A 24038-nucleotide genomic window follows, 5' to 3' on the forward strand; every position below is an offset into this window, starting at 1 on the left:
TTGGTGAAAAGGACTTTTTATGGCAAAGCAAGCCAAACTACTCACACAGCGTCGATTCCTTCCCTACTTTCTCACTCAATCTCTAGGGGCTTTTAACGACAATATTTTTAAAAACACCCTATTATTGTTTGTTGCTTTTGCCAGTGTCGATTCTCTACCTATATCGTCTAATTTATTCATTAATTTGGCCGCAGGGTTATTCATTCTTCCTTTTTTTCTGTTTTCTGCTTTTGCTGGCGTACTGGCTGACAAGTATGAAAAATCGGCTTTTATACGCAAAGTTAAACTCGCTGAAATCATTATCATGCTCTTTGGGGCTATTGCCTTTGTTTTAAAAGACTTCACGCTATTACTTATTTTATTATTTTTAATGGGCACTCAATCCGCTTTTTTTGGTCCAGTAAAATACGCTTTACTCCCTCAGCAATTAAAAGAAGATGAGTTAGTTTCTGGTAATGCATTAGTTGAAACAGGCACTTTCTTAGCCATTCTATTTGGAACCATTGGCGCTGGCATTATTGCTTCTCAAGAGAATGCACAATACATTGCCGCTGGTGCAGTGCTTCTTTTCGCAGTACTTGGCTATTTATCTAGTCGTTTCATCCCTTATGCAAAAGCCATTGACCCAACACTTTCATTTCGCTGGCGACCAATTCAGCAAACACGAAATACTATTTCAATCGCCCAAAAAGACAGCTCTGTATTTTTAGCGATTATGGGGATCAGTTGGTTTTGGTTTTTAGGTGCAAGTTACTTAACTCAGTTTCCTAATTACACTCACCATTTTTTAAACGATAATGCAATTACTGTTAGTGTACTACTGGCGTTGTTCTCAGTTGGCATTGCAGTAGGTTCATTAGCCTGTGATGTATTATCTAAACACCGTGTTGAACTAGGCATTATTCCTCTTGGCAGCCTTGGTATTACTATTTTTGGTTTCAATCTTTTTTTAGCGACGCCGGCAAATCCAATACATACCACTGATTTTTTTGAAATCTTAACGCATCCAGATCTTTTCTCTGTTTTTGTTAATCTCTTTTTTCTAGGGGTTTCTGGAGGAATATTTATCGTTCCTTTATACACGTTAATCCAAAAACGACCTCAAGCAAAACATCGATCTCAGATCATCGCGGCCAATAATATTTATAACGCCATCTTTATGGTAACAAGTGCTATTCTTGGGATTATTTGCTTATCTGTCATAGAGTTAAGTATTCCTCAATTTTTCCTTCTTCTTGCGATATTAAATGGGATTGTCACCCTCTTTCTGTTTTTCCGTGTGCCTATTTTTATTATTCGCTTTGTTTTATGGGTCCTCACCCACACGGGATACCGAGTAAGCCATCAACATTTACATCATATTCCAGATGAAGGTGGCGCTTTGTTAGTATGTAATCACATCACTTACATGGATGCCTTTATTATCAGTGGTGCATGCCCTCGTCCTATTCGATTCGTGATGGAGGAGGAATACGCGGAATTACCTTTAATTAAATACTTTTTCAAATTAACGAAAGTTATTCCAATTAATGCCACTAAAAGTAGCTCAATTCGACGAGCATTTATGGAGGTTGAGAACGCATTAACAAATGGGGAGATTGTGTTGATTTTTCCAGAAGGCGTTTTAACTCGTGATGGTGAAATCGGTCCTTTCTTACGAGGTATGGATATCATTTTAAAACGCTCACCGGTGCCAGTCATTCCAATGGCGCTGCGAGGCTTATGGGGAAGTTTCTTTAGTCGCCATGGCGGTAAAGCAATATTAAAACGCCCTAGTCGCTGTTGGTCTAAAGTAGAAGTGGTAGCAGGAGAACCCGTACTACCACAAGATGCGACATCAAAACTGATGCGTGAAAAAGTAGCTCAATTACGCGGTGATTGGCAGTGAATCAACCCACTCTTTAACCAATTTACGTGAAATTTTAATGCCAGAAATAAGCAAATGTTCTGGCATGATCTCATAACTTATCGGTTGCTCAAATTTAGCCAATTTATCTTGAGTAAACTCGACTAACTTAGCAGGAATTTTGCCTGTGTTTGAAACAAGAACAGCAACAGGTCGTTGTCCATACTCCTCATCAGGTACATCGACAACAATCACATTATCGATCTCATGATGTGTCAGTAGCACTTGCTCTATTTTTTCAGGATGGATATTTTCGCCACCAGAAATAAACATGTTATCAGCGCGTCCGTGAATATGGAGCTCAGCATTAATCACAGAACCAAGATCCTTGGTCTCAAACCAACCATCTTCGTTCGCTATATCAATAATGCCTGAAGAGCGATAATAACCTAGAGTTAAACTCTCTCCTTTTACCCACACTTCGCCTTCTTCAATGCGTAATTCTCGATAAGGCAGAACATTCCCTACTCCCGGCTCACCATCTGCTCTTTTTGCTGTTACGGTTGAGCCCATTTCGGTCATACCATAACCGAGCCAACATTCGATGCCCTGTTTTTGCGCAGCTATTGTTAATTCGGTTGGAATAACACTACCACCAAGTAGAACACGTTTTAATGCAAGCTGAGATGTTTCACCACTATCTAAGATACGTTGCAGTTGAGTTGGAACTAACGACGCATGCGTAACACCAGCTAAATCACTCAGCAAGCCTTGCTCTGTTGGCATAACCAGCATTCCGCCAGAAAGTAACCAACGCCAAACAATAGCTAAGCCTGAAACATGAAACAAAGGCAGTGATACCAGCCAAGAATCACTAACATCAAAGTGTAACCAGCTTAATAAACCAGCGGCTGAGTGTAAGTGATTACTTGCACTGTGCGCGACAGCTTTAGGGTTTCCCGTTGAGCCTGATGTAAACGTTAATGTTGCTAAGCGAGTTGGTTGCCATGTAGCCGCTACTGCGCCATATTCTGCGTTTATCAGTTGCAAATGATGCCATGTGCCAGAGATGGTCTCTTGACCTTCACCAAACCAAATATGATTAGCAGCAATGCTAGTAACTAATTGGTGTAGCTGTTTGCTCGGTGTCTTTGGATTAATTGCGGCAAAGCGAGCTCCAATACGAACAGAGGCCAGCTGCAACCAAACTAATTCTATGCAGTTTTTAGCAATGCCAACAATAACATCATCACGCTTAACGCCTTGCTGAAGAAGACCATTAGCATAACGATTGATTTGTGTAGACACTTCACTCCATGTCCACACTTTATCGCCATCACGCAATGCAATGTCTAATTCTCGCTCTTCACTCCACTTAACCCAAGGCCAAGTCGTGAATGCTGGTGAGATCAGTTTTCCCATATCACCTCGAGATCAGCCAATTGTGCCACTGGTAATTCGCAATTAGGCCAAGAAGTATCTAGCTGCATTTTAAACAGATCGATAGTATCTAAACCCGGAATCGTTTCTGGTGTTTTCCAAGCAGCTAATCGTGCAAGTTGTGTTAATGCCAAACTTGATTCAATGCTTGAGCTAATCACCGCTTGCATGCCTAATTGATGTGCTTGTTCTATTAACGAAATACACTTTTCAACAGAACCCACTAATGTTGGCTTAATGACAATAGCTGTAACGCCTTCTTGAGCTTTAACAGTAAAACCATCATCACGTAGAGTTTCATCCCATGCGATTGCAATATCGGTGGCTTTAGAGAAAGCTAAACTTTCTTCTGGTGTAGCACATGGTTCTTCTAAGAATTCGATACGAGAACGAAATTGTGGATGTACGTAATTAGCAAATTGCTCTGCTTTCTTTGCTGTCCAGCCACGGTTAGCATCAAGACGTAAAGAGAGATCAGAAATCAGTTCTAAAAACATATTCACAACCATGCCATCACGAATAGGTTCGTATAAACCCACTTTGATTTTGGCAATTTTCTTACCGCTCATTTCATTAAGCTTAACAACCAAGTCATCAGGATCACCAGAGCACAAAGGTGCTGCTTGGTAATTACCTTCTTGTGGCAACTGTTTTTCAAGTTCTAACAAAGCCATGCTAAAGCCAAATGCAACCGATGGGCAGTTTGAATCAAGATCCAACTCTTCATTGTTTAACCATGATTGAGTTAATGAAATTAAATCTTCACGAGCTTGTTCTAGCGTTTCTTGGCTGAATTCAGGTAAAGGTGCTACCTCACCTCTTGCTGTATGTATTCCATCACTTAACTCAATGACCAATCCATCTCTTTGCTGAAGACGTTGTTCACGAAGAATTACTCCACTGTCCATAGGGAGTTGGTATTGATAGATCTTGGCTGTTTTCATCTCTTACTCCAACCAATAAAAGAAAAAAGAGACTCAAAGGAGCCTCTAATACTTAATTGAATCTGTAACAGCGAATTATGGGTTACGAGGGAACTTATCGAAGTCTGGACGACGTTTTTCGTTAAACGCGTTACGACCCTCTTGACCTTCTTCTGTCATGTAGAACATCATTGTTGCGTTACCCGCTAACTCTTGAAGACCTGCTTGGCCATCACAATCAGCATTTAACGCCGCTTTTAGACAACGTAATGCCATTGGGCTGTGTTGTAGTGTTTCACGACACCAACGAACCGTTTCTTTTTCTAGATCAGCAACAGGAACAACCGTGTTTACTAAACCCATATCCAACGCTTCTTGAGCATCGTAGAAACGGCAAAGGAACCAGATTTCACGAGCTTTCTTCTGACCAACGATACGAGCCATGTAAGAAGCACCCCAACCACCATCAAAAGAACCTACTTTAGGCCCTGTTTGACCAAACTGTGCATTTTCAGCAGCAATGGTTAAGTCACACATCATATGAAGAACGTGACCACCACCAACAGCGTAACCTGCTACTGCAGCAATCACAGGTTTTGGACAAGTACGGATTTGACGTTGGAAATCCAATACGTTTAAGTGGTGTGTACCGCTATCATCACGGTAACCGCCGTAATCGCCACGGATCTTCTGGTCGCCACCAGAACAGAATGCGTCTTCACCTAAACCAGTTAAAATGATCACACCTACTTTTTCATCGTAACGTGCATCCGCTAACGCATCGATCATCTCTTTTACTGTGCCCGGACGAAATGCGTTACGCACTTGTGGACGAGCAATCGTAATTTTTGCGATACCATCCGCTGATTTGTGGTACTGAATGTCTTCGTATTGCGCAGTGCAATCTGTCCAATCTACTGGAGCGTAAAGTTCTTCTTCTGAAATGCCAACAGTTCTTGCCATGGGATTTATGTCCATTGTTGTAAGAATGTATTAAGTACATGTGTAAAGCGTTCGGGCTGTTCCACATGAGCGTTATGCCCTGCCTGAGCAATGATTTGATACGTTAATTGACTTTGCTCAGCCAAGTGTTGAAATTTTTTATCTGCTTCACCGCAAATATAAAGAATTGGAATGGTGCTACGATGTAATGCATCAAGCAAATATGGTTGCTTAGCAAGTGACGTAGATCTCAACATCATTCCAATTGCAGGTCCAAGATTATCACTTCTCTTGGTTACTAAAACTTGTCTTTGCTCAGGGTTTAGTGAAGAAAACACCGCTTGTTGATACCAATTGTCTAAAACATCAACAATAGGTAGTTCTTCAAAGCGCTTTGCCCATTGAATATCATTTTCCAAGCGCAGCTGCTTTTCTTCTTCTGAAACTAAGCCAAAGTTTCCACCTTCAATACACAGTCCTTTTACCTTTATCGTAGAAGGCAAAGAATACATAGCATGAAGATACATCGCTAATCGCCCACCCAACGAGTACCCAACAAGGATAAAGGCCTGATATGGTGATTTTTCCAATTGTTCAACAATCAACTGGCAGCTCTGTTCAAATCCCTCATTGTGATCCAATAAGGTTGATTGACTGTTTCCATGTCCTGGAAGATCAATTAATAATACCGGATGCGTCTTTGCAACCTTTGCAGCGATGCTTGACCAATCTTTCGTTGATCCTAACAATCCATGTAAAAATACCACGCAAGGTTGAGTGGTATTTTTCATGGTTTCCAATTGATTAGAATAAAGCGGCATGCTGAATGGTCTGAAAAAGACGTGTTAGCTCTTCACCAGATTGACCTGCTGGTGTATTGATCTCAATTAAATGAATGCCCTTTTCTAAGCCATCGTTAATCATTGACATGGCACAGCTTAGAGTTTCTGGCCTATGGTAGGACAAACCAAACATCGCAGCAGCATGGCTGAACTCTAGCTGATGAGGCATACGATAGAAATCATCTTTCTTTTTCTCATTCACGGGTAATAAATCAAAAATACCACCGCCATCGTTATTCATCACCACAACAACCATAGGTTGCGTCGCTTGCTTTAATAACGCTAAAGAATTCAAATCATAAAGTAATGACGTATCCCCAACTAAAGCGAGTAACGGTTTATCATTAGCTAACTGAACCCCAACGGCTGTAGCTACTAAGCCATCAATACCTGAAGCGCCACGATTGGTGTATACATTTTTTTGATTAAGCTCACCAGTCATGTCCAATAGGCGTACTATCAAGCTGTTACCAACAAACCAATCGCAATCATTGGCTTTTTGGCCTACGGTAAGCGCAAAGCTTAATTCAGATAATGTTTCGCTATTGCACGCCATAGAACGAGCCAGCGCCAATGCATTCTGTGATGCCACTTTAAGAGATTCACTCCAATGAACAGATGGCGCATGGTCAAATACACAATCTCTATCAGCAAGGCTGTCTGCGTGTGTTTGGCACCAAGTTGAAATATCAGCACGATAACGAACATGTGCATGACAACTTTCGTTTAATAACTCACTATGAGAGTCGATTAAATAATAAGCCTGTTGGTAGTTTTTCAACCATGCACCCAAACGTTTTGATACTAATCGAGCACCAAATTGTAAAACGCACTCAACTTCGGATAACAACTCAAAACACGCACTATTTTGTAGCCACAAATCGTAATGTGCCCACTCTGAATAATAACCTGATTGTGGATCAGCCAATACTGGCCAACCAAGTTCTTTTGCTAACTGTGCTGCGCAATTTGCTTCTTCTAAAGAGACTTTACCGATAATAACAACCCCTTTCTTACGTGCCGTTTGCATCCAGTTAGGTGATAACGTTACATGAGAAAAGTAAGGTGTTTGTTGTATATAAGAAGAAGTATCCGCTTTCCAGTTCTGAATTGGTGCTAAATAATCAACAAGAAGGCTATCGTCTTTTTTGCCATAAAACGGCTCAGGGAAAGGGCAATTAATATGGATAGCGCCACCCTGCTCTTGTTGAACAAAGCACGCTTGATCAAGACGGCTTAATAACCACTGTGCCGGCACGTTTTGACTTGGAGAAGGCAATTGAAGCGAATGGCAAACGTGTGACGAAAAAATACCCTGCTGATTAATTGCTTGGTTCGCTCCACAATTAATCAATTCAACAGGACGATCTGCAGTAAGTAAGACGAGTTTTTCTTTGGTTAATCCTGATTCAGCAACTGATGGCAATAAATTAGCGACTGCAGTACCTGAAGTGACAATAACAGCAACAGGATCATTAGATGCTTTAGCAATACCTAAAGCTAAAAAGCCCAAGCCACGCTCATCAAAATGGGTATGGATGGATAAAAGAGCATGTTCAGAAGCGGCAAGAGTTAGTGGGGTTGAACGCGAGCCCGGAGCGATGCAAATATGCTTTACTCCATTTCGAACTAACTCCTCAATAATTAACTCAGCCCAAACTTGATTTAGCATTACTTGCTGCTCAGGTTGCATCATGCGACTTGCGACTCCGTGATATCTGAACTCACATTAGTATCAGATTCTAATAAGGTACATAAAGTAGAGGTTTTTCTATCTAACTCGTCCCATTCACTGCTTGGCTCAGAGCCCGGAACAATACCAGCACCTGCAAATAAGTGAAGTTTATTACCCATAACCAAAGCACTACGAATAGCAACACAAAATTCACTGCGTTGTTGACTCAAGAAGCCGACAGCACCGCTATACCAACCACGAGCAAAAGGTTCATTATCAATAATGAAATCCAAAGCCGACATACGAGGTAATCCAGCAATAGCTGCCGTTGGTTGTAAGTTATCAAGTAATTGAGAGTCACTGCATTCCGCATTAATTTCAGCAGAAATAGGACGTTTTAAATGCTGAACTTTGCGTAATTTCACCAATTCTGATGTATCAGCAACGTTCATTGAAATACTGAACTTAGATAAACGGTGAACAATATCGTCCACCACTAAACGGTTTTCATACTGATTTTTCTTATCCGAAATTAACCATGAAGCTAATTGGTTATCTTCTTCTTCGTCATGGCCACGCCCAATCGTACCAGCTAATGCTTCTGTTTTTAGAGCATAGCCATTACGTACATATAAACGCTCTGGTGTTGAACCAATAAAACAATGCTCGCTATCCAACGCCATCATAAAATGAAAACTGTGGCTATTTGACTGGCGACTTGCTTTTAAAAACTGAGCAGACGATAAATTCTGATCAAGCGTCAATGTCGTTTTACGAGCGAGTACCACTTTCTCAAACTGCTTATTTTCAATTGCAGTTAACGCTTTATTGACCATGTTTGACCAATCCGCTTTTTCAGGCGTATTGATACGTTGAGTTACTCGGCAATGTAATTCAGATAAATCATCAAACTCTTCTGTCATTTTGTTTAATGTAGAGAGCAAACGGGAATTATCTTCTGACAAATTCACCATAATATTCCACGATGAACCCAAACGCGTAATTTCTACTTGAGGAAGAAAAAAGAAAGATGACATACAGCGACGATTACGTTCAGTTCGACCATCAAAAGATCGACCACCCCAAATACGTTGCTGAGGAGCGAGAACTTTTTGAGCGGCACTAGGGTCGGTAAACGTCTTAACTTGACCCAATACTGCCACTTCTTCTTCACCGTCACGTGATTGCCAATAAAACTTAGGAAATACAGGTTGTGCTTCTAACCAATCAATTAGCTGCTCACCAATAGACCAATCCAGTTTTAAAGAAATTGTATGGGATGTTGTTGCCTGTGTAATTTGATGACGGATCGATTCAATGGCATCTTGAAAAGTGGACAAATTAACCTCTCTTGATCGTTTTCAGCCATCATGGCAACCGACTTGCACAAGCGGAATTGCTTGTTATTTCCTTGTATGAACTAGTGATTCTAGCAAAAGGTTTGTAAATAAAAAATAATTCACATCAATTGTATGTCTAAAAAATAAAACTCTTATCAAATTTTGCTTGTTTATGAAAATCTAAAACAAGAAAAGCAATACCTAAAAAATTCTTAAGTCACGCAAAAAAGACGATGAAATTAAAAGAAGAGAAATTATCTATTTTTAGATAGAAATATGGCAGAAGATGTTTTTACATGATTTTTTTCTAAAAATTGGTTCTCAGCCTATTAGAAATAGTGTAATTTGAATCTATATCGTTTTTATATCATCAGGGTTTCACCATGCAAAATATTGGAATGTCATCAAAACTTAGCAGTGTATGCTACGACATCCGTGGTCCAGTTCTTAAACATGCTAAGCGAATGGAAGAAGAAGGCCACAAAATTCTTAAGTTAAATATTGGGAATCCAGCCCCATTTGGCTTTGACGCCCCTGATGAAATCCTTGTTGATGTGATTAAAAATCTACCAACATCGCAAGGTTACTGTGATTCAAAAGGCATTTACTCAGCACGTAAAGCTGTTGTTCAACATTATCAACGTCGTGGTCTATTAGATTTGGACGTAGAAGATGTTTACATCGGTAATGGTGCGTCTGAGCTGATCGTTATGGCAATGCAAGCATTGTTAAATAATGGCGATGAGATGCTAGTTCCTGCTCCTGATTACCCATTATGGACAGCGGCAGTGTCACTTTCAGGTGGTAAACCTGTGCATTACATGTGTGATGAAGGGGCAGATTGGTACCCAGATTTAGACGACATTAAAAAGAAAATCACACCAAACACTAAAGGTATCGTGTTAATTAACCCGAATAACCCAACAGGTGCGGTATACAGTCGTGATTTCTTACTACAAGTTGTCGAAATTGCACGTCAAAACAACCTAATCATTTTTGCTGATGAAATTTATGACAAAGTACTTTATGACGGTGCAGTTCATACTACATTGGCAACATTAGCGCCTGATATCTTAACGGTAACATTCAACGGTCTATCTAAAGCGTATCGAGTATGTGGTTTCCGTGGTGGTTGGATGTTCTTAAACGGTCCTAAAGATCACGCTCAAGGCTACATTGCTGGTTTGGATATGCTTGCTTCAATGCGCTTATGTGCAAACGTACCTATGCAACATGCGATTCAAACAGCGTTAGGTGGTTATCAAAGCATTAATGAGCTTCTGCTTCCTGGCGGTCGTCTATTAGAGCAGCGTGATAAAGCGTATGACCTTATTACACAAATTCCTGGTGTAAGTTGTGTGAAACCAAAAGGCGCAATGTATCTGTTCCCTAAACTTGATCCTAAGATGTACAAGATTAAAGATGATCAGAAGTTTGTGCTGGATTTCTTAATCAAAGAGAAGGTTCTACTAGTTCAAGGAACTGGCTTTAACTGGCCAACACCTGATCACTTCCGTATCGTGACATTACCACGAGTTGATGATCTAGAAACTGCGATTGGTCGCCTAGAGCGCTTCCTACACACTTACAAACAATAAATTGTTCTTGTTATAAAAATTCAAAAGCCTGCTCACTTGCAGGCTTTTTTATACTCACTAATCTTCAGACCACACATCTCGAATTGCAGGCCACCCCCACCCCGTGATAGAAACACCTTTAAGTACATCTTGAAAACGTAAAGTCTGCTTATGATGAAAAAGAGGTAATATTTTATAATCACTAATCAGACTTGAAGAAACAGGCTCTAATTTACCTAAATAGTATGTTAATTCAGTTATATTCCTAATATTAATTAACTCTGATTGTAGCCATTCTTTCGTCTCTAATGAAAGACTTTGCTGCAAAATAGGATTGGATAATAACCAACGAAAGATCGATGTTGGGCGGTTATCATCTAAGTCTAGACTCGTTAAGATGACATCTTCAAGCAACGTCTTTTCTTTTGCTTTTCTATAAAACTCATCAAAAGAATAACTATTAATCTGACACTTTACGCCAAGCTGGCTTAATATCTCCATCATTGCACTGGCACATCGAAATAACGTTTGATGATCAAATACTGCTATAGACAATGTTTCAGGTAACTCTAGTTCTGTTGTTGGCGAGTTAAGTGTTTTCATCCAATGTTGAAGCAGATTATAGGCTGGGACTGCTTCTATTTTTTCTCCTGATTTAATCACTTCATCTTGTAACTTATTAGGAGATAAAATCTGACTTAAATATTTTCGTTGTAATAATGATAACCCTGAACTGTGATTAAATAACGCAAGTAAACATCCATCTTCAATTCTTGTTCTTACTTCGTTACTCCTCATTTTTTTATTATCTTGGCTCTTTTCGAGATAATGAGTACAAGTGACCTTTTGATCTAAATCGACTTGTCCACTCTTCATTGCAATTTTACCTAATGAATCCATTGCAACCTTCCATATCGTGACACTATCAACTAATGCACGACAACCATAATATCGCTCAAAAGCCTGTAGTTGTAATCGTGTATCTGAAAGAGAATCGACTTGAAAGAAACCACTGCCAATACTTGTTTTTGATGACGATAACTGAGAAACAGGTTGAATCGAGTAACGAGCATCAGCAAGTAAACCCGCAAAGCCTAAATCCGGTTGGTTTAACTTAAACTCAATACAATGTGTATTGGGAGCAGAAATAGTGGTGACGTGCTCTAATTCATCTTGATACTCTGGCAACTCTTTTAATTTTTGAAATAATTCAGCGACACATTCTGCAGTAATTATACTTCCATCATGAAAATACAATTGTGGTCGTAAATAGAAACGCCATCGATATGCTTGTTCATCATAAGTCCAATGGTGAGCTAATTGAGAGGACAGTTTTCCCGAAAAATCACATTCAGTTAAACAGCAATAAACCTGTCGTAAAAGAAAACGCTCACTATTTCTTAATGAACAATGTGGTAATAATGCAGAAAAAGAACGAGGATAAGTAAGCTGAATATGTAGTTCTCCTTCACGTCGAACCACACCTGAGGTATTTTGAAGTAACGCCCCAAATAAAGCATGATCATGATCTATCAAAGCTAATGCTTTTTCATACTTACCATTAGAGATCATGGTCTTAGCTAATTCTGATTTCAACTCATTGACGTGGTAATTTAAATAAAGAACAGAACGTTGATTTCGACCAACCTTTGGATGCCATTCTAACCACCCTAACTGGCTCATTTCTTTTAAAATAGTTCGGCAATGTCTTGCACTCGTGAAAACGAGATCTGCCACCTCATTTAAAGTAATTAAAACTTCCGTTCGAACACCTAATTCAACCATGCGAAAATAATAAGCAGCCAGTTTACCTTCAATCAAAACATCACCTCTTTTTTATTCTTACTTCCCCATTTAAATAAAATACACCTACAAATGGCAAATTTACAATTAAAAACCACAATAATAGGAACTAAATAATAAAATTCACTCTCTTTTTAGCTTCCCTATAATTTGAAATAATTTATTTACTCCATCACAACGACCTACAGTAGGCTTAGTATGAAATTATTATCAAACAAACATTCAACAGCACTAAAAGATTACTACCAGTCAAAATTGCTTATGACAAAAAATTGGATTGAAGTAGAGGCTATTTTGTATATGTCATCACTGCTAAACCTTCAAAAAGAAGAAATACACAGTGATGAATTAAGTAGGAAAAATAAGGAGATTCAGGATTAGACTAATGATTCAAAAATCTTCAACGCTCACGTACAAAGTGGTTCTGAACAATCGCACCAAGGAAGGTTTCGCTCTTCACAAACTTAAAGTTTAGCGGTTGTTCTAAACCAGCAAATAATGGTGAGCCTCCACCTAACAGCACAGGTATCGTGGTAATAATAAGCTCATCAATCAAGTCCTCTTTTAAAAAGTTTTGGATAGTCACTCCACCATCGATATACAGGTTTTTAAAACCTTTGGCATGAATCTCATTAAGAACCTCTTTCAACTCACCCTTAACTAAAAAGACCTTGTCTTCATACCCTTCAGGAACAGAGGTCATGGTATTACTCAGAACAAAAACCGGTTTTAAATAAGGCCACTCAACATCAAAACTTAATACCATATCCAAAGTATTACGTCCCATCACCATGGCATCAATACGATCAAAATGTTCAACAAAACCCATCGAATCTTGTTCTGGATTTGGAATTGCATGTAGCCAGTCAAGGCCTCCGTTTTTATCTGCAATATAACCATCTAAACTTGTTGCTATAAATACACTGTTTGACATGCAATACCTCGATTCTGATTCGTTAATAGTCTTTACTTGGCTTTGATTATTTCTTTCTATATAATTATTCTACACTGTAGAAATTAATATTAGTTTAACGAGGAATTTAAATGTCTGTCAAGGAGAAAAAAAGAGGAAGACCTAGTGGTTCGAATAAACAATTAAGCCAAAAATCCATAATGATAATGGCAAAAGAATTAATGAAATCAGAAGGAAAAATCCCAAGTATTCGCAAACTGGCCACGCATCTAAATGTTGATGCAATGGCTATCTACTATTACTTCAGCAATAAAAACGCGCTACTTGAAGCCATCACAGTGTCATTAATTGAAGAGATACATCAACCAAAAGAACAAACTGACTGGCAAGATGAATTACATCTGTTATGTGTAAGTTACCTACGCTTACTCAATACGTATACAGGACTACTTGAAACACTGCTGTCGATGACATCGCAAGGGCCAGCTGATATTTTTACCGAACGTTTTAGCATGATCATTGAGCCACTTGAACTCGATAATACAGCGAAAAAAATGCCTTGGATCTATTAGCTGATTACCTACATGGGTTTGCTCTCGCTTTACACTGTAACCCATCGCACGAATTAGATATTTCCGAATACATCAAAGGGCCGCTTAATTTTTATTGTCTTGCCCTTAAACATTCACACTAAACCAAACAGCCCTTAGGCGTCACATTAAAATGGCGCTTAAACTCACGACTAAATTGAGAAGTGCTGGTATATCCAACTAAATGAGCAGCGTCATTCACTCGTTTACCTTCTAACTGAATCAATTCTTTTGCTTTATTCAAACGTACTTTTTTTAAATACTGCAATGGCGACTCTAGCGTGATTTTCCTAAATGCAGAGTGAAAAGCAGAAACACTCATGTTGGCTTCTTCCGCCAAATTTTGCACAGTTAAGCTATTTGCATACGATTGATGCATCTTATTCATCGCTTTAGCAACACGAGCATACTGGCTATCATGATGCGCTAAATTAAATAATACGTGACCTTCTGGCCCAGTCAGCACTCGATACACAATCTCAGTTAATAATGCCTCTCCTAGCATTTTTGTATCTAGATCTGTATGTAATGCTGCCATTAATCGCTTACAGCTCTCCAACATATCATTCGCCATTTTTACGGATGTTAATCCAAAGCCATCTGAAGAGGTTTGTATACAAGGTTGAAACTTTGCTTCTTCTAGCTCATTAACTAAACGGTGTAACAAAGCGGAATCCACATCAATACTTAAACCTAACAGCGGATCTCCATTTTCTGGGAATGCTTCGCACTCTAATGGCATCGGCACGCCCACCACTAAATAATCATCAGGGCCATAATGAACCGGCTGATTACCTATATAAATATTCTTATGACCTTTACCAAGAACAATAATCCCTGACTGATAAACAAAAGGCTGACGTTGATTTCCTTTACTACTGCGATAAAACCACACGCCAGGAATAGCGGTTTCTTTAATACCTTCAAGATCATTAAATCCACAATGATCCGCATAACTTTGCATCAATTCGCCCAAAGACTTCATTCATTATCCTTTATCTGATTAAGATCACATCTATTCAATTCTATTTAAAAAAATACGCTTAATTGTAGAAATAGGCAATAAAAAAGCAGGAATTCGCCTTTATAGATCGCATACCTGCTACTAATATGCACTTATTGAAATAATAAGCTCTAGAAAATAGAGCATCCTTTTTGGAAGAAATGAGGTACAGCAATGAAATTCTCTTACGTTAACCCTACTCTAATCCATTTTGGCCAAGGTCAAATCGAAGCTATCGCAACATCTATTCCACAAGACCAAAAAGTGCTTGTCATTTATGGTGGCGGTTCTATTAAACACAATGGTGTTTACGATCAAGTTGTCGCTGCTTTATCCAATCATACATGGCTTGAGTTTTCGGGCGTAGAACCAAATCCAACAGTAGAAACATTAGATAAAGCGGTCACTATCGCTAAAGAAGAAAACGTAGATTACATTCTTGCTGTTGGTGGTGGCTCAGTTATTGATGGTTCAAAATATGTTGCAGCAGCAACCAAATATGACGGTAATGGTTGGGATATCTTAATTGGTAAACACACAGTGACCGAAGCCGTTCCACTTGGTGCAATCTTAACCTTGCCAGCAACAGGCTCTGAGTCTAACTCTGGTGCTGTAATTACTCAAAAATCAACACAAACCAAACTGCCTTTCATGGCTTCAGCAGTACAACCAAAATTTGCGGTTCTTGATCCTGATTCAATGAAGACATTACCAGAACGCCAATTAATTAACGGGATTGTTGATGCTTGGGTTCATACTTGTGAGCAATATTTAACTATGCCAACTGGTGCAATGGTACAGGATGGCTATGCCGAAACCCTACTACGCAACTTACTGACTCTCGGTGCTCAATACGATGACCGTGACAATAATGAGTGGCGCTCAAACCTGATGTGGACAGCTAACCAAGCGCTAAATGGCTTGATTGGTACAGGTGTTCCTCACGATTGGGCAACACATATGATTGGTCATGAGTTAACTGCGCTTTATAACGTAGATCACGCACGCTCTTTATCTATCGTTCAACCGTCTTTACTTCGTAATCAAATCGAAGCAAAACGAGCTAAATTAGAACAAATGGGTAAGAATGTATTTGGGCTTGTTTATACCGATGATTTAGCAGAACGTACTATCATTGAAATTGAAAACTTCTACCACAGCTTAAACTCTCCAACTGAATTAACCGAGCATGGTAATGATAAAGCATCTGCTATTGATGCTATTATCAAACAGCTTGAAGCTCATGGAATGGTTGCTTTAGGTGAACATCAAGCAATTACACCTGATGTATCACGTAAAATTCTTGAAGACGCTGTAAAATAACCATCTAAATACTGACTCAGAATGATATGTTCTGAGTCAGTATGATTTTACAAACTAACTTATTGTTGTTTAAAGAAATCGAAACCTGTTAAATGCTCAGCGAGTGCAGGCTCAGTAAGAACTTTATCCTGCTCAACATCGTATTTAATAAATCGAATACCATCTGATTGATAATCATCATATTGTTCACCATCAGGTCTCAACAAAATAAGAATCTTACCGTTTTCAAAATAATTTGAAGCCGCCGTAATGTCCCCTGCATAAGCTTCTAACGCTTTATTTCCCGTATCTTCCCATGTATCTGTTAATAAAATATGCCCATTTTCTGTCACAACCATACCAATATTGTCATCACTAGGATGATGGAACGCTGCAACAAACTTTTGATCTATATTTTTAAAAGTAACATCTGAAGAATATGGCGTTACAATAATCTCTTTATCTTGCTTTAAGTTATAAGTAAAAAAATGCATTTTATCTTGAGACTCAGAATAATAGCCCGCTGAAATAAAGTTTGCATCCTCACCCAGTTCTGGATAGTAATCAGAAATATTACGAGGACCGCTTAATAAACCATTTTCATCAGCGGTAATAAAGGTATCACCAGTGAGCTTTCCATAACCACTGCCTTCGTTATCATGCCACCCTGCCCCATTCACTGTTCTTGAAATACTTTCAGCTATATATCCCGGATCAGGTAAATCTTTATATTTACTTAATGGGTACCATTTGGGTACAACCGTTCCCCAGTCAAAGGCTTGTGCAAAATTAACATTCTCATCTTTTGGTACGATGGAATTAAATAAATTACCAGCAAACCAAGCACAGTTACCATATAGCGTATATTTACCTCCATTCCAATCTTTTCCTATACCTAAAAATAACTTAGCGATCTCTTTACTCTCAACATATAACGACTCTTCTTTGTCCGCTATATCCTGCTTTATTTGTTGGTAGTTTTTATCTTCAATATGAACGCATTTTTGAAAACTAAATTCTCGACTGGCTTGGTTGCCATCGCTACCAAATCCATATCCATCAAACTGAACTTTTCCTTCATCATCTTTATAAAAAAGATCCACCCATGTATGTCCAACAGCTCCAGAATCAGCCCACTGAACCATTCTTTCTAATAATTGAACGATATTGTCATCAGGGTAATCGTGTTGAAATTGTTGATAAGTTTCTAATAAAGGAATTCGATTAGCTTTTCGATTTATTCGAATACACACTTGAGGATAACCAATATTAGGATCTCCCTCTAAAGCAACACGGTGCCCATTTCGATATTCATCGGCAGTGGCAACATTAGAAAAAAGAGCAAGGGAAAGTATAGTTGATGCTGTAATAATGGTTCGATTCATAATTAATCCTTAATATTATTAAGTCGCATCATTAGCCTATTTAATTATTTTTCGAAGGTCATAGAGATAATATTCAAAATGCAAATAATTAAGCATTTATACCAATTTGATTAATTTTAAATAAAAAAAACCGCACCAATTAAATTGGTACGGTTTATTTTAATTCTATCAATAAAGATTATTTCTTCTTGCGTTCCCATTGTGTAATAAACGCAACAGAAGCAATAATAATAGCAGCACCTAACCATAAACGACCAGGTGGAACCCATCCAAATACCATCCAGCCTGCTAACACATTTAATGGCAATTTTGCATGATCAAAAGGCTGAACAAATGAAGCATCAGCAACTGAATACGCTTTTACAATTGCCCATTGCGCTAATGCTGTCATTACACCAGCACAAAACAGCAATAACCACACATTCATACCACTTGGGGTTTGCCATTCAGGTAGCGCTAATAAAATATTAAATGGCGTAATCAGAACCAATAAATACACAACCATGGTCGATGGTGAATCGTTTGACGACATTTTCTTCACCATTAACGAATAACAAGCCCAAAAGAAAGCCGCACCAACAGGCAATAATGTTGCCCATGTAAAGCTATCAGACCATGGCTCTAGAATAATCATTGCACCAACAAAACCAGCTAAAGTCGCAAACCAACGAGCCGCTCCTACTTTCTCTTTTAAAAATAGACCAGAACCTATGGTTGCAAATAATGGAGACGTCATCAAAAGAGCGATACCTTGCCAAATAGGAACAGGATAAGCAAGGGCCCACAGCCATAACTGAATGCCGATAACTGATAAGAATACACGCAGAGCATGCATACCAAAATGTTCAGTTCGAAGTGAATTACGAAGACCCAATGTTCGTAGGTAAGGTAAAATAACAACCAAAGCAATAGCGTATTGAACCAAAGCAACCATGGTCGATGGAAGACCAAAATTCATACTTACATATTGAGCAATACTGTTTACTATCGCAAAAGCAAGTCCTGCGGTAAGCATCCAAGAAGCGCCTTGAACCGGTTGATGTTGAGACATAAAGGGCAATTCACATTAAAAAAGGGAAGCAGATCATACGACTGTTCCCCTCATTTGCCAACTGCTAAACCACAACAAAAACCGACTAACTGGCCTATTTCATAAATTTTAAGCCTAATACTTTAAGCATTGACTTTTTATGCTTCAATAATAACCGTGCTCTTGGTAACCACGTTGGCGTTGATAACACGGTTTTAGCATGTGAAAACGTAATAAAACCTTCTATGCCATGATAGCTTCCCATACCAGAATCACCGATTCCACCAAATGGGGCGTCATCAGCAGCAACATGCATCATAGTATCGTTGATTGCCACACCACCACTGTGTGTATTTGCAATAATTTGTTTAATTAACAGCTTATCGGAAGACATCACATACAGAGCTAATGGTCTCGGTCTCTGCTTAATATAATCAAATGCTTCTTCAATGACCTCATAGCCAATGATGGGTAAAATTGGTCCAAATATCTCTTCTTGCATCACTAGCATATCGTCATTAACGTCAGTAAGCAGGTGTGGCAAAAACGAACGTCCTTCGGATTGAACATCACACTCTATCGAAGTGAGCGTCGCTCCTTTTTCTTTAGCATCCGTAAGATACGATTCTAAACGTTCATACTGAGCTTGATTAATAATATGGCTGTATTCTCGTTTTCCTTTTTTTTCAGGGAACGCCTGTGAAAATCGACGAACATACAAAGAGATAAACTTTTCGACCTTATTTTTAGGAATGAAGACATAATCAGGTGCTACGCATATTTGCCCTGCATTCATTGATTTTCCGAGCATAATGGCATCAACAGACGATGTTAAATCCGCATCATCAGCGATAATAACAGGTGATTTCCCGCCAAGTTCAAGCGTAATAGGCGTAAGATTTTTTGCTGCTGCACTTGCTACCAGTTTCCCCACTTGAGTTGAGCCCGTAAATAATAAGTGATTAAAAGGTAACTGAGAGAATTCAGCAGCCACATCAGCGGCGCCTTCAATGATGCATACATGCTCAGATAAATCGGAAAAGACTCGACGGAGTACTTGATTGGTTTCTGGCGTATATTCACTCAATTTCACCATCACTCTATTACCTGCTGCGATAGCTGTAACAATTGGCGCTATACTTAAATAGATTGGAAAATTCCAAGGAACAATAACGCCTATCACGCCTAAAGGTTGGTAAACGACTTGTAATCTTGATGGAGAAAGCAATAAACCAGCACTTCGTTTTTGGGGTTTTAACCACTTTGATAAACGTTTGGTCGTGTAATTAATATGCTGAATTGACGGCATTAAATCACAAATAGTGGAGTCAAAATGACTTCGATATCCATAATCTTTTTCTAATGCGCTCGTTATATTTTCTTTTTCAGATAATAAAGCCTGTTTTAATTGGCCAAGCAGCAACAATCGCTCATCTTTTGATGAATTCGGCGATGCTTGATACGCGTGTTTAAGCTGTTCAAATTGATCTAGCAAATTAGCAACACTACTCATATTGTTATTCCATTCAACAAAGTGGTTTTCATTATAACAATCCGTATACATGAACAAAATAATACAAATATAACTGTGTGTTCTTGCTCTATATTCTCTTATATATAAGCGAATTAATTCAGTAATATCTGCATAAATAATGTCGAGTTAATATCTAGAATTGCTATAAACCATTGATCTTTTTGTAGCAAGCCTGTAATGATATAGAGGTAGAAATAACTTCGAGAACAATAATAATGAATAAAACGAATGAAATTACTCTATCCCCTCACTGGGAAGATCGTATAAGCAACGAACAAAAGTTACGTCGTAATGATCAGCGCAGCGTTTTTCAACGAGATCGTGCTCGTATTCTTCACTCTGCCGCTTTTCGCCGCCTTCAAGCTAAAACTCAAGTGCACGGCCCAGGTAGTGCCAATGACTTTTATCGCACTCGATTAACCCATTCTCTTGAGGTCTCTCAAATAGGTACAGGGGTTGTCGCACAGTTAAAGCTTAGACAGCCTGAGTTTCGTGCCCTTTTAACCTCAACTAGCTTAATGGAAAGCATTTGTTTGGCTCATGATATTGGCCACCCACCTTTTGGTCATGGTGGCGAAATCGCTCTAAATTATATGATGCGTGATCATGGTGGTTTTGAAGGTAATGGGCAAACTCTACGAATTTTAAGCAAGTTAGAACCCTATACTGAGCATTTCGGTATGAACTTAGCCAGAAGAACCTTGTTAGGGGTTTTAAAATACCCTGCATTTCTTGATCAAGTTCATTCAACAGAACGCCCACAAGAAGTAACTAATGTTCGTCATTTAAAATCCATAGATTGGCATCCACCCAAAGGGGTTTATCGTGATGATGCTGATATTTTAAATTGGATTTTAAAACCGCTATCGGACGTCGATAAAGCGCTATTTTCTACTTTCCGTTTTCAACAAGACAGTCAAAATACGCACCGTAAAACTCGCTTTAAATCTATAGATTGTTCCATCATGGAACTCGCTGATGATATTGCTTATGGCGTTCATGACCTAGAAGATGCCATTGTGATGGGAATTGTTACTCGTAATCAGTGGCAAGAATCAGTAGCGAGTAAATTAGCAGAATGTGGTGATGAGTGGTTTGAAGCAAATATTGAAACCATCAGCGATAAACTATTTTCAGGCTTACAGTATCAACGTAAAGACGGCATCGGCAGTATCGTAAATGCGCTATTAACATCGATTACCATTAAACCGACCACCTTTAATGATGAAGCAGAGTTTGAATCTGAATTGCTGCGTTGGAATGCTTTTTTAAGTCCTTCTATGAGTTATGCCTTAGAAGTATTGAAAAAGTTTGTTGGGCAATTCGTAATTCACAACTCTGAAATGCAGCGTATTGAATATAAAGGCCAACAAATAGTCATGGAGATATTTGATGCTCTCAATTCAGATCCTGAACGCTTGTTACCAGAAAACGACAAAAGAGAATGGAGAGAAGCGAAAGAATCTGGTGCTAATGCACACCGTGTAATTGCTGATTATATCGCTGGCATGACCGATGGCTATGCTCAGCGTTTATATAATCAACTCTTTGTTCCGATTTAAGAATCAATACCACTTCATATAAGTATTAATATTTACTTGCTTGGATTGATATATTACAAGCTATGAACGGTAGTTCTTCTCAAATACACCTTCTGGCATTTGGCTAATATGAAACTCAATCATGTTATCAAATGCCGTTAAAATCGAATCAAATTTTTCAACATTATTTGACGCCACACAATCATTATCTAGCTGAGTTAAAATGTGGTATCCCGCTTCCGCTGTTGATAATGCATTGTCTTTTGGCGCTTTACGAACTCGATAATTACCAGATAAATCGGTGTTTAAATGCACCTTAGGTAAGGAATGCAAATTGGTGGATAACTGCCACATTTTATATGCTTTTTTCCACGTACCATCTAATAGAATAACGCGTTGTTTCTTTTGAAGAAGAGCTTTATCTGTACCAATAGCTTGGCTTTCATTATCTAAAAACAACACTTGATGATGATAGCTATCGTCAGCTAATAATTGGTTTAACTCAGAATGTTCTGAAAAATTCTCACCGATAAAAGTACGACAATTCGCCAAACTTAAAGATAAAATTTTCGCTGTTCCTAATGGGCGCTTAGCTTCTGTTGGATGCTGTAGTATGATTAATTCAATATCCGTGGTGATGGGTGTGATCCACTCACATATACAGGCTTTTTTTGTTTTTAAACATTGAAGACAAAATCGAATCACAAGGAACCTTTACTTGTTTAAATTATTACTTCCCATTCTAATTGGGCTTGGTATTGCTCAATTTAGTATGGTATCGGATATATTGGTATGGGATCGCTATCTGATAGAACATGGCGAGCTTTGGCGTATCGTAACAGGGAACTTTACCCATACGAATCTAGCACATTTAATAATGAATGCTGCTGCACTCGTCCTTTTTAGTTATATTTTTAAAGAGTTACTTACCCTTAAAAAATTATCGATTTTACTGTTTTCTATCAGTTTACTAACTGGACTAGCACTACTCTTTACGCCAATACAAGCTTATGTTGGACTCTCAGGCGTATTACACGGGCTGTTTGTTTGGGCTGCCATCGAAGACATAAAAAATAAACGTCAAACCGGATGGTTACTGCTGCTAGGTGTAATTGCTAAAATCAGTTGGGAGCACTATTTTGGAGCCAGTGCATCAACCATCTCATTAATAAATGCAAAAGTAGCAACAGAAGCGCATCTATTTGGAGTAATCGCAGGCGGACTACTCCAAATTCCAGCTCTATTTCTCAAAACTAATAAAGCTTCTGACGGCCTAAAATAGAGTGAGATAACGTTGTACCATCAACTAATTCTAATTCACCGCCCATTGGAACACCATGTGCTATTCGACTAGCAGGTACTTGGTGCTCTTGGCAAAGCTCAGCAATATAGTGTGCCGTTGCTTCCCCCTCAACCGTTGGGTTAGTTGCAAGAATAACTTCTTTGATATCACCACGATTCAAACGATGATCTAATAAATCTAAACCAATATCGCTTGGACCAATACCATCCAGTGGCGATAAATGTCCCATTAGTACAAAGTAACGCCCAGAAAACTGCCCTGTTGCTTCTACTGCAACAATATCTGCAGGACTTTCAACAATACACATTTCACCACTTGCTTGACGCTTTGGATTCAAACAAATAGCGCAGGTATCTTCCTCAGTAAATGTTCGACATTCCGAGCAATGACCAATCTCAGACATCGCTTGAGAAAGAGCATCAGCTAACTGCATTCCCCCTTGGCGATTACGTTGAAGCAAGTGAAAAGCCATTCGCTGAGCTGATTTTGGGCCAACGCCTGGTAGGCATCGTAATGATTCCATTAATTGTTCTAGTAAACCACTGGTTCGCATAGTTTCTTATATTCCTAAAAAGAAAAAGGCAGCCACTGAGCCGCCTAATTATTCCAAGACTAATAATGCGTTATTAATCTCAGCTTTATCATAAAGATAAATTAGAATGGCATTTTAAAGCCCGGTGGCATTTGCATTCCACCAGTTACACTTGCCATTTTTTCTTTTTGTGTTTCTTCAATGCGACGAGATGCATCATTGAACGCAGCTGCGATCAAATCTTCTAGCATTTCTTTTTCGTCTTCTTCCATTAGGCTTGGATCGATTTCAACACGACGAACACTATGAGAACCAGTGATAGTTACTTTAACTAGACCAGCACCTGACTCACCAGTTACTTCCATGTTTGCGATTTCTTCTTGCATCTTCTGCATGCGATCTTGCATTTGCTGGGCTTGCTTCATCAAGTTGCCCATGCCGCCTTTACCACCGAACATAATTATTCTCTCTTAAGTTTACTTCTTTGTTACTAAAAAAATGGGGGTTAAATTTTTGT

Annotated in this window: 21 protein-coding genes and 1 pseudogene; 7 read left to right on the forward strand and 15 right to left on the reverse strand. The window is 38.8% G+C overall.

What is annotated here, in order from left to right:
- Window positions 1-19 precede the first annotated feature (19 nt).
- Window positions 20-1888, forward strand: coding sequence for an MFS transporter (locus tag AAFX60_009355; GenBank protein XDF76935.1), 1869 nt, complete (start codon window positions 20-22; stop codon window positions 1886-1888).
- Here AAFX60_009355 and menE read toward each other — a convergent pair.
- From menE to AAFX60_009385, 6 genes are all read right to left on the reverse strand, one after another.
- Window positions 1868-3268, reverse strand: a complete 1401-nt coding sequence (gene menE / locus AAFX60_009360) for an o-succinylbenzoate--CoA ligase (protein ID XDF76936.1) — start codon at window positions 3266-3268, stop codon at window positions 1868-1870. The genes AAFX60_009355 and menE overlap by 21 nt on opposite strands.
- Window positions 3256-4230 (reverse strand): o-succinylbenzoate synthase, encoded by a 975-nt coding sequence (menC, locus tag AAFX60_009365; GenBank protein ID XDF76937.1) that lies wholly within the window; start codon window positions 4228-4230, stop codon window positions 3256-3258. The genes menE and menC overlap by 13 nt, the downstream gene beginning before the upstream one ends.
- Before the next feature lie 75 nt (window positions 4231-4305).
- On the reverse strand, window positions 4306-5172 hold the full coding sequence (menB, locus tag AAFX60_009370) for a 1,4-dihydroxy-2-naphthoyl-CoA synthase (protein XDF76938.1): 867 nt from the start codon (window positions 5170-5172) through the stop codon (window positions 4306-4308).
- A gap of 5 nt (window positions 5173-5177) precedes the next feature.
- A complete protein-coding gene (menH, locus tag AAFX60_009375; protein ID XDF76939.1) occupies window positions 5178-5972 on the reverse strand; it encodes a 2-succinyl-6-hydroxy-2,4-cyclohexadiene-1-carboxylate synthase in 795 nt (264 codons plus the stop codon).
- The gene (gene menD, locus AAFX60_009380) at window positions 5956-7689 is read right to left on the reverse strand and encodes a 2-succinyl-5-enolpyruvyl-6-hydroxy-3-cyclohexene-1-carboxylic-acid synthase (protein XDF76940.1); all 1734 of its coding nucleotides are present in this window, start codon (window positions 7687-7689) and stop codon (window positions 5956-5958) included. Before menD ends, menH begins: the two co-directional genes overlap by 17 nt.
- Window positions 7686-9008: an isochorismate synthase gene (locus AAFX60_009385; protein ID XDF76941.1), complete on the reverse strand. Its 1323-nt coding sequence runs from the start codon at window positions 9006-9008 to the stop codon at window positions 7686-7688. Before AAFX60_009385 ends, menD begins: the two co-directional genes overlap by 4 nt.
- A gap of 383 nt (window positions 9009-9391) precedes the next feature.
- Between AAFX60_009385 and AAFX60_009390 the strand changes: the two genes are divergently transcribed.
- Window positions 9392-10606 (forward strand): pyridoxal phosphate-dependent aminotransferase, encoded by a 1215-nt coding sequence (locus tag AAFX60_009390; GenBank protein ID XDF76942.1) that lies wholly within the window; start codon window positions 9392-9394, stop codon window positions 10604-10606.
- Between the two features lie 57 nt (window positions 10607-10663).
- On the opposite strand, the gene AAFX60_009395 is transcribed toward AAFX60_009390, so the two are convergent.
- The gene (locus tag AAFX60_009395; GenBank protein XDF76943.1) at window positions 10664-12406 is read right to left on the reverse strand and encodes an SgrR family transcriptional regulator; all 1743 of its coding nucleotides are present in this window, start codon (window positions 12404-12406) and stop codon (window positions 10664-10666) included.
- Between the two features lie 180 nt (window positions 12407-12586).
- Here AAFX60_009395 and AAFX60_009400 point away from each other — a divergent pair, with 180 nt between their 5' ends.
- Window positions 12587-12769 carry a hypothetical protein gene (locus AAFX60_009400; GenBank protein ID XDF76944.1) on the forward strand — a complete coding sequence of 61 codons (183 nt, stop codon included), beginning with the start codon at window positions 12587-12589 and terminating at the stop codon, window positions 12767-12769.
- 19 nt (window positions 12770-12788) lie between these two features.
- On the opposite strand, the gene AAFX60_009405 is transcribed toward AAFX60_009400, so the two are convergent.
- The gene (locus AAFX60_009405; GenBank protein ID XDF76945.1) at window positions 12789-13322 is read right to left on the reverse strand and encodes a dihydrofolate reductase family protein; all 534 of its coding nucleotides are present in this window, start codon (window positions 13320-13322) and stop codon (window positions 12789-12791) included.
- 110 nt (window positions 13323-13432) lie between these two features.
- Between AAFX60_009405 and AAFX60_009410 the strand changes: the two are divergent.
- Window positions 13433-13995, forward strand: a pseudogene (locus tag AAFX60_009410) (TetR/AcrR family transcriptional regulator).
- Here AAFX60_009410 and AAFX60_009415 read toward each other — a convergent pair.
- A complete protein-coding gene (locus AAFX60_009415) occupies window positions 13992-14876 on the reverse strand; it encodes an AraC family transcriptional regulator (protein ID XDF76946.1) in 885 nt (294 codons plus the stop codon). The pseudogene AAFX60_009410 and the gene AAFX60_009415 sit on opposite strands and share 4 nt — an antisense overlap.
- 192 nt (window positions 14877-15068) lie before the next feature.
- On the opposite strand from AAFX60_009415, the gene AAFX60_009420 reads away from it, so the two are divergent.
- Window positions 15069-16217: an iron-containing alcohol dehydrogenase gene (locus AAFX60_009420; GenBank protein ID XDF76947.1), complete on the forward strand. Its 1149-nt coding sequence runs from the start codon at window positions 15069-15071 to the stop codon at window positions 16215-16217.
- A gap of 59 nt (window positions 16218-16276) precedes the next feature.
- Here the strand turns inward: AAFX60_009420 and AAFX60_009425 are convergent, their stop codons facing one another.
- The 3 genes from AAFX60_009425 to AAFX60_009435 form a co-directional block, all read right to left on the reverse strand.
- Window positions 16277-17581 carry a hypothetical protein gene (locus tag AAFX60_009425; protein XDF76948.1) on the reverse strand — a complete coding sequence of 435 codons (1305 nt, stop codon included), beginning with the start codon at window positions 17579-17581 and terminating at the stop codon, window positions 16277-16279.
- A 178-nt stretch (window positions 17582-17759) separates the two neighbouring features.
- Window positions 17760-18632, reverse strand: coding sequence for a DMT family transporter (locus AAFX60_009430; protein XDF76949.1), 873 nt, complete (start codon window positions 18630-18632; stop codon window positions 17760-17762).
- Between the two features lie 94 nt (window positions 18633-18726).
- Window positions 18727-20124, reverse strand: coding sequence for a coniferyl aldehyde dehydrogenase (locus tag AAFX60_009435; GenBank protein ID XDF76950.1), 1398 nt, complete (start codon window positions 20122-20124; stop codon window positions 18727-18729).
- A 236-nt stretch (window positions 20125-20360) separates the two neighbouring features.
- Here AAFX60_009435 and AAFX60_009440 point away from each other — a divergent pair, with 236 nt between their 5' ends.
- A complete protein-coding gene (locus AAFX60_009440; GenBank protein XDF76951.1) occupies window positions 20361-21707 on the forward strand; it encodes an anti-phage deoxyguanosine triphosphatase in 1347 nt (448 codons plus the stop codon).
- Between the two features lie 60 nt (window positions 21708-21767).
- Here the strand turns inward: AAFX60_009440 and AAFX60_009445 are convergent, their stop codons facing one another.
- Entirely contained in the window at window positions 21768-22391 is a 624-nt protein-coding gene (locus AAFX60_009445; GenBank protein ID XDF76952.1) for a DTW domain-containing protein, read from the reverse strand.
- 13 nt (window positions 22392-22404) lie between these two features.
- Between AAFX60_009445 and rrtA the strand changes: the two genes are divergently transcribed.
- Window positions 22405-22968, forward strand: a complete 564-nt coding sequence (gene rrtA / locus AAFX60_009450; GenBank protein ID XDF76953.1) for a rhombosortase — start codon at window positions 22405-22407, stop codon at window positions 22966-22968.
- Here the strand turns inward: rrtA and recR are convergent.
- Complete coding sequence (gene recR / locus AAFX60_009455; GenBank protein ID XDF76954.1) at window positions 22940-23542, reverse strand: recombination mediator RecR; 603 nt, start codon at window positions 23540-23542, stop codon at window positions 22940-22942. The genes rrtA and recR overlap by 29 nt on opposite strands.
- Window positions 23543-23643: 101 nt before the next feature.
- Entirely contained in the window at window positions 23644-23979 is a 336-nt protein-coding gene (locus AAFX60_009460; protein XDF76955.1) for a YbaB/EbfC family nucleoid-associated protein, read from the reverse strand.
- Between the last annotated feature and the right edge of the window lie 59 nt (window positions 23980-24038).

The sequence above is a fragment of the Aliivibrio fischeri genome (assembly GCA_038993745.2).
GTDB lineage: Bacteria > Pseudomonadota > Gammaproteobacteria > Enterobacterales > Vibrionaceae > Aliivibrio > Aliivibrio fischeri_B.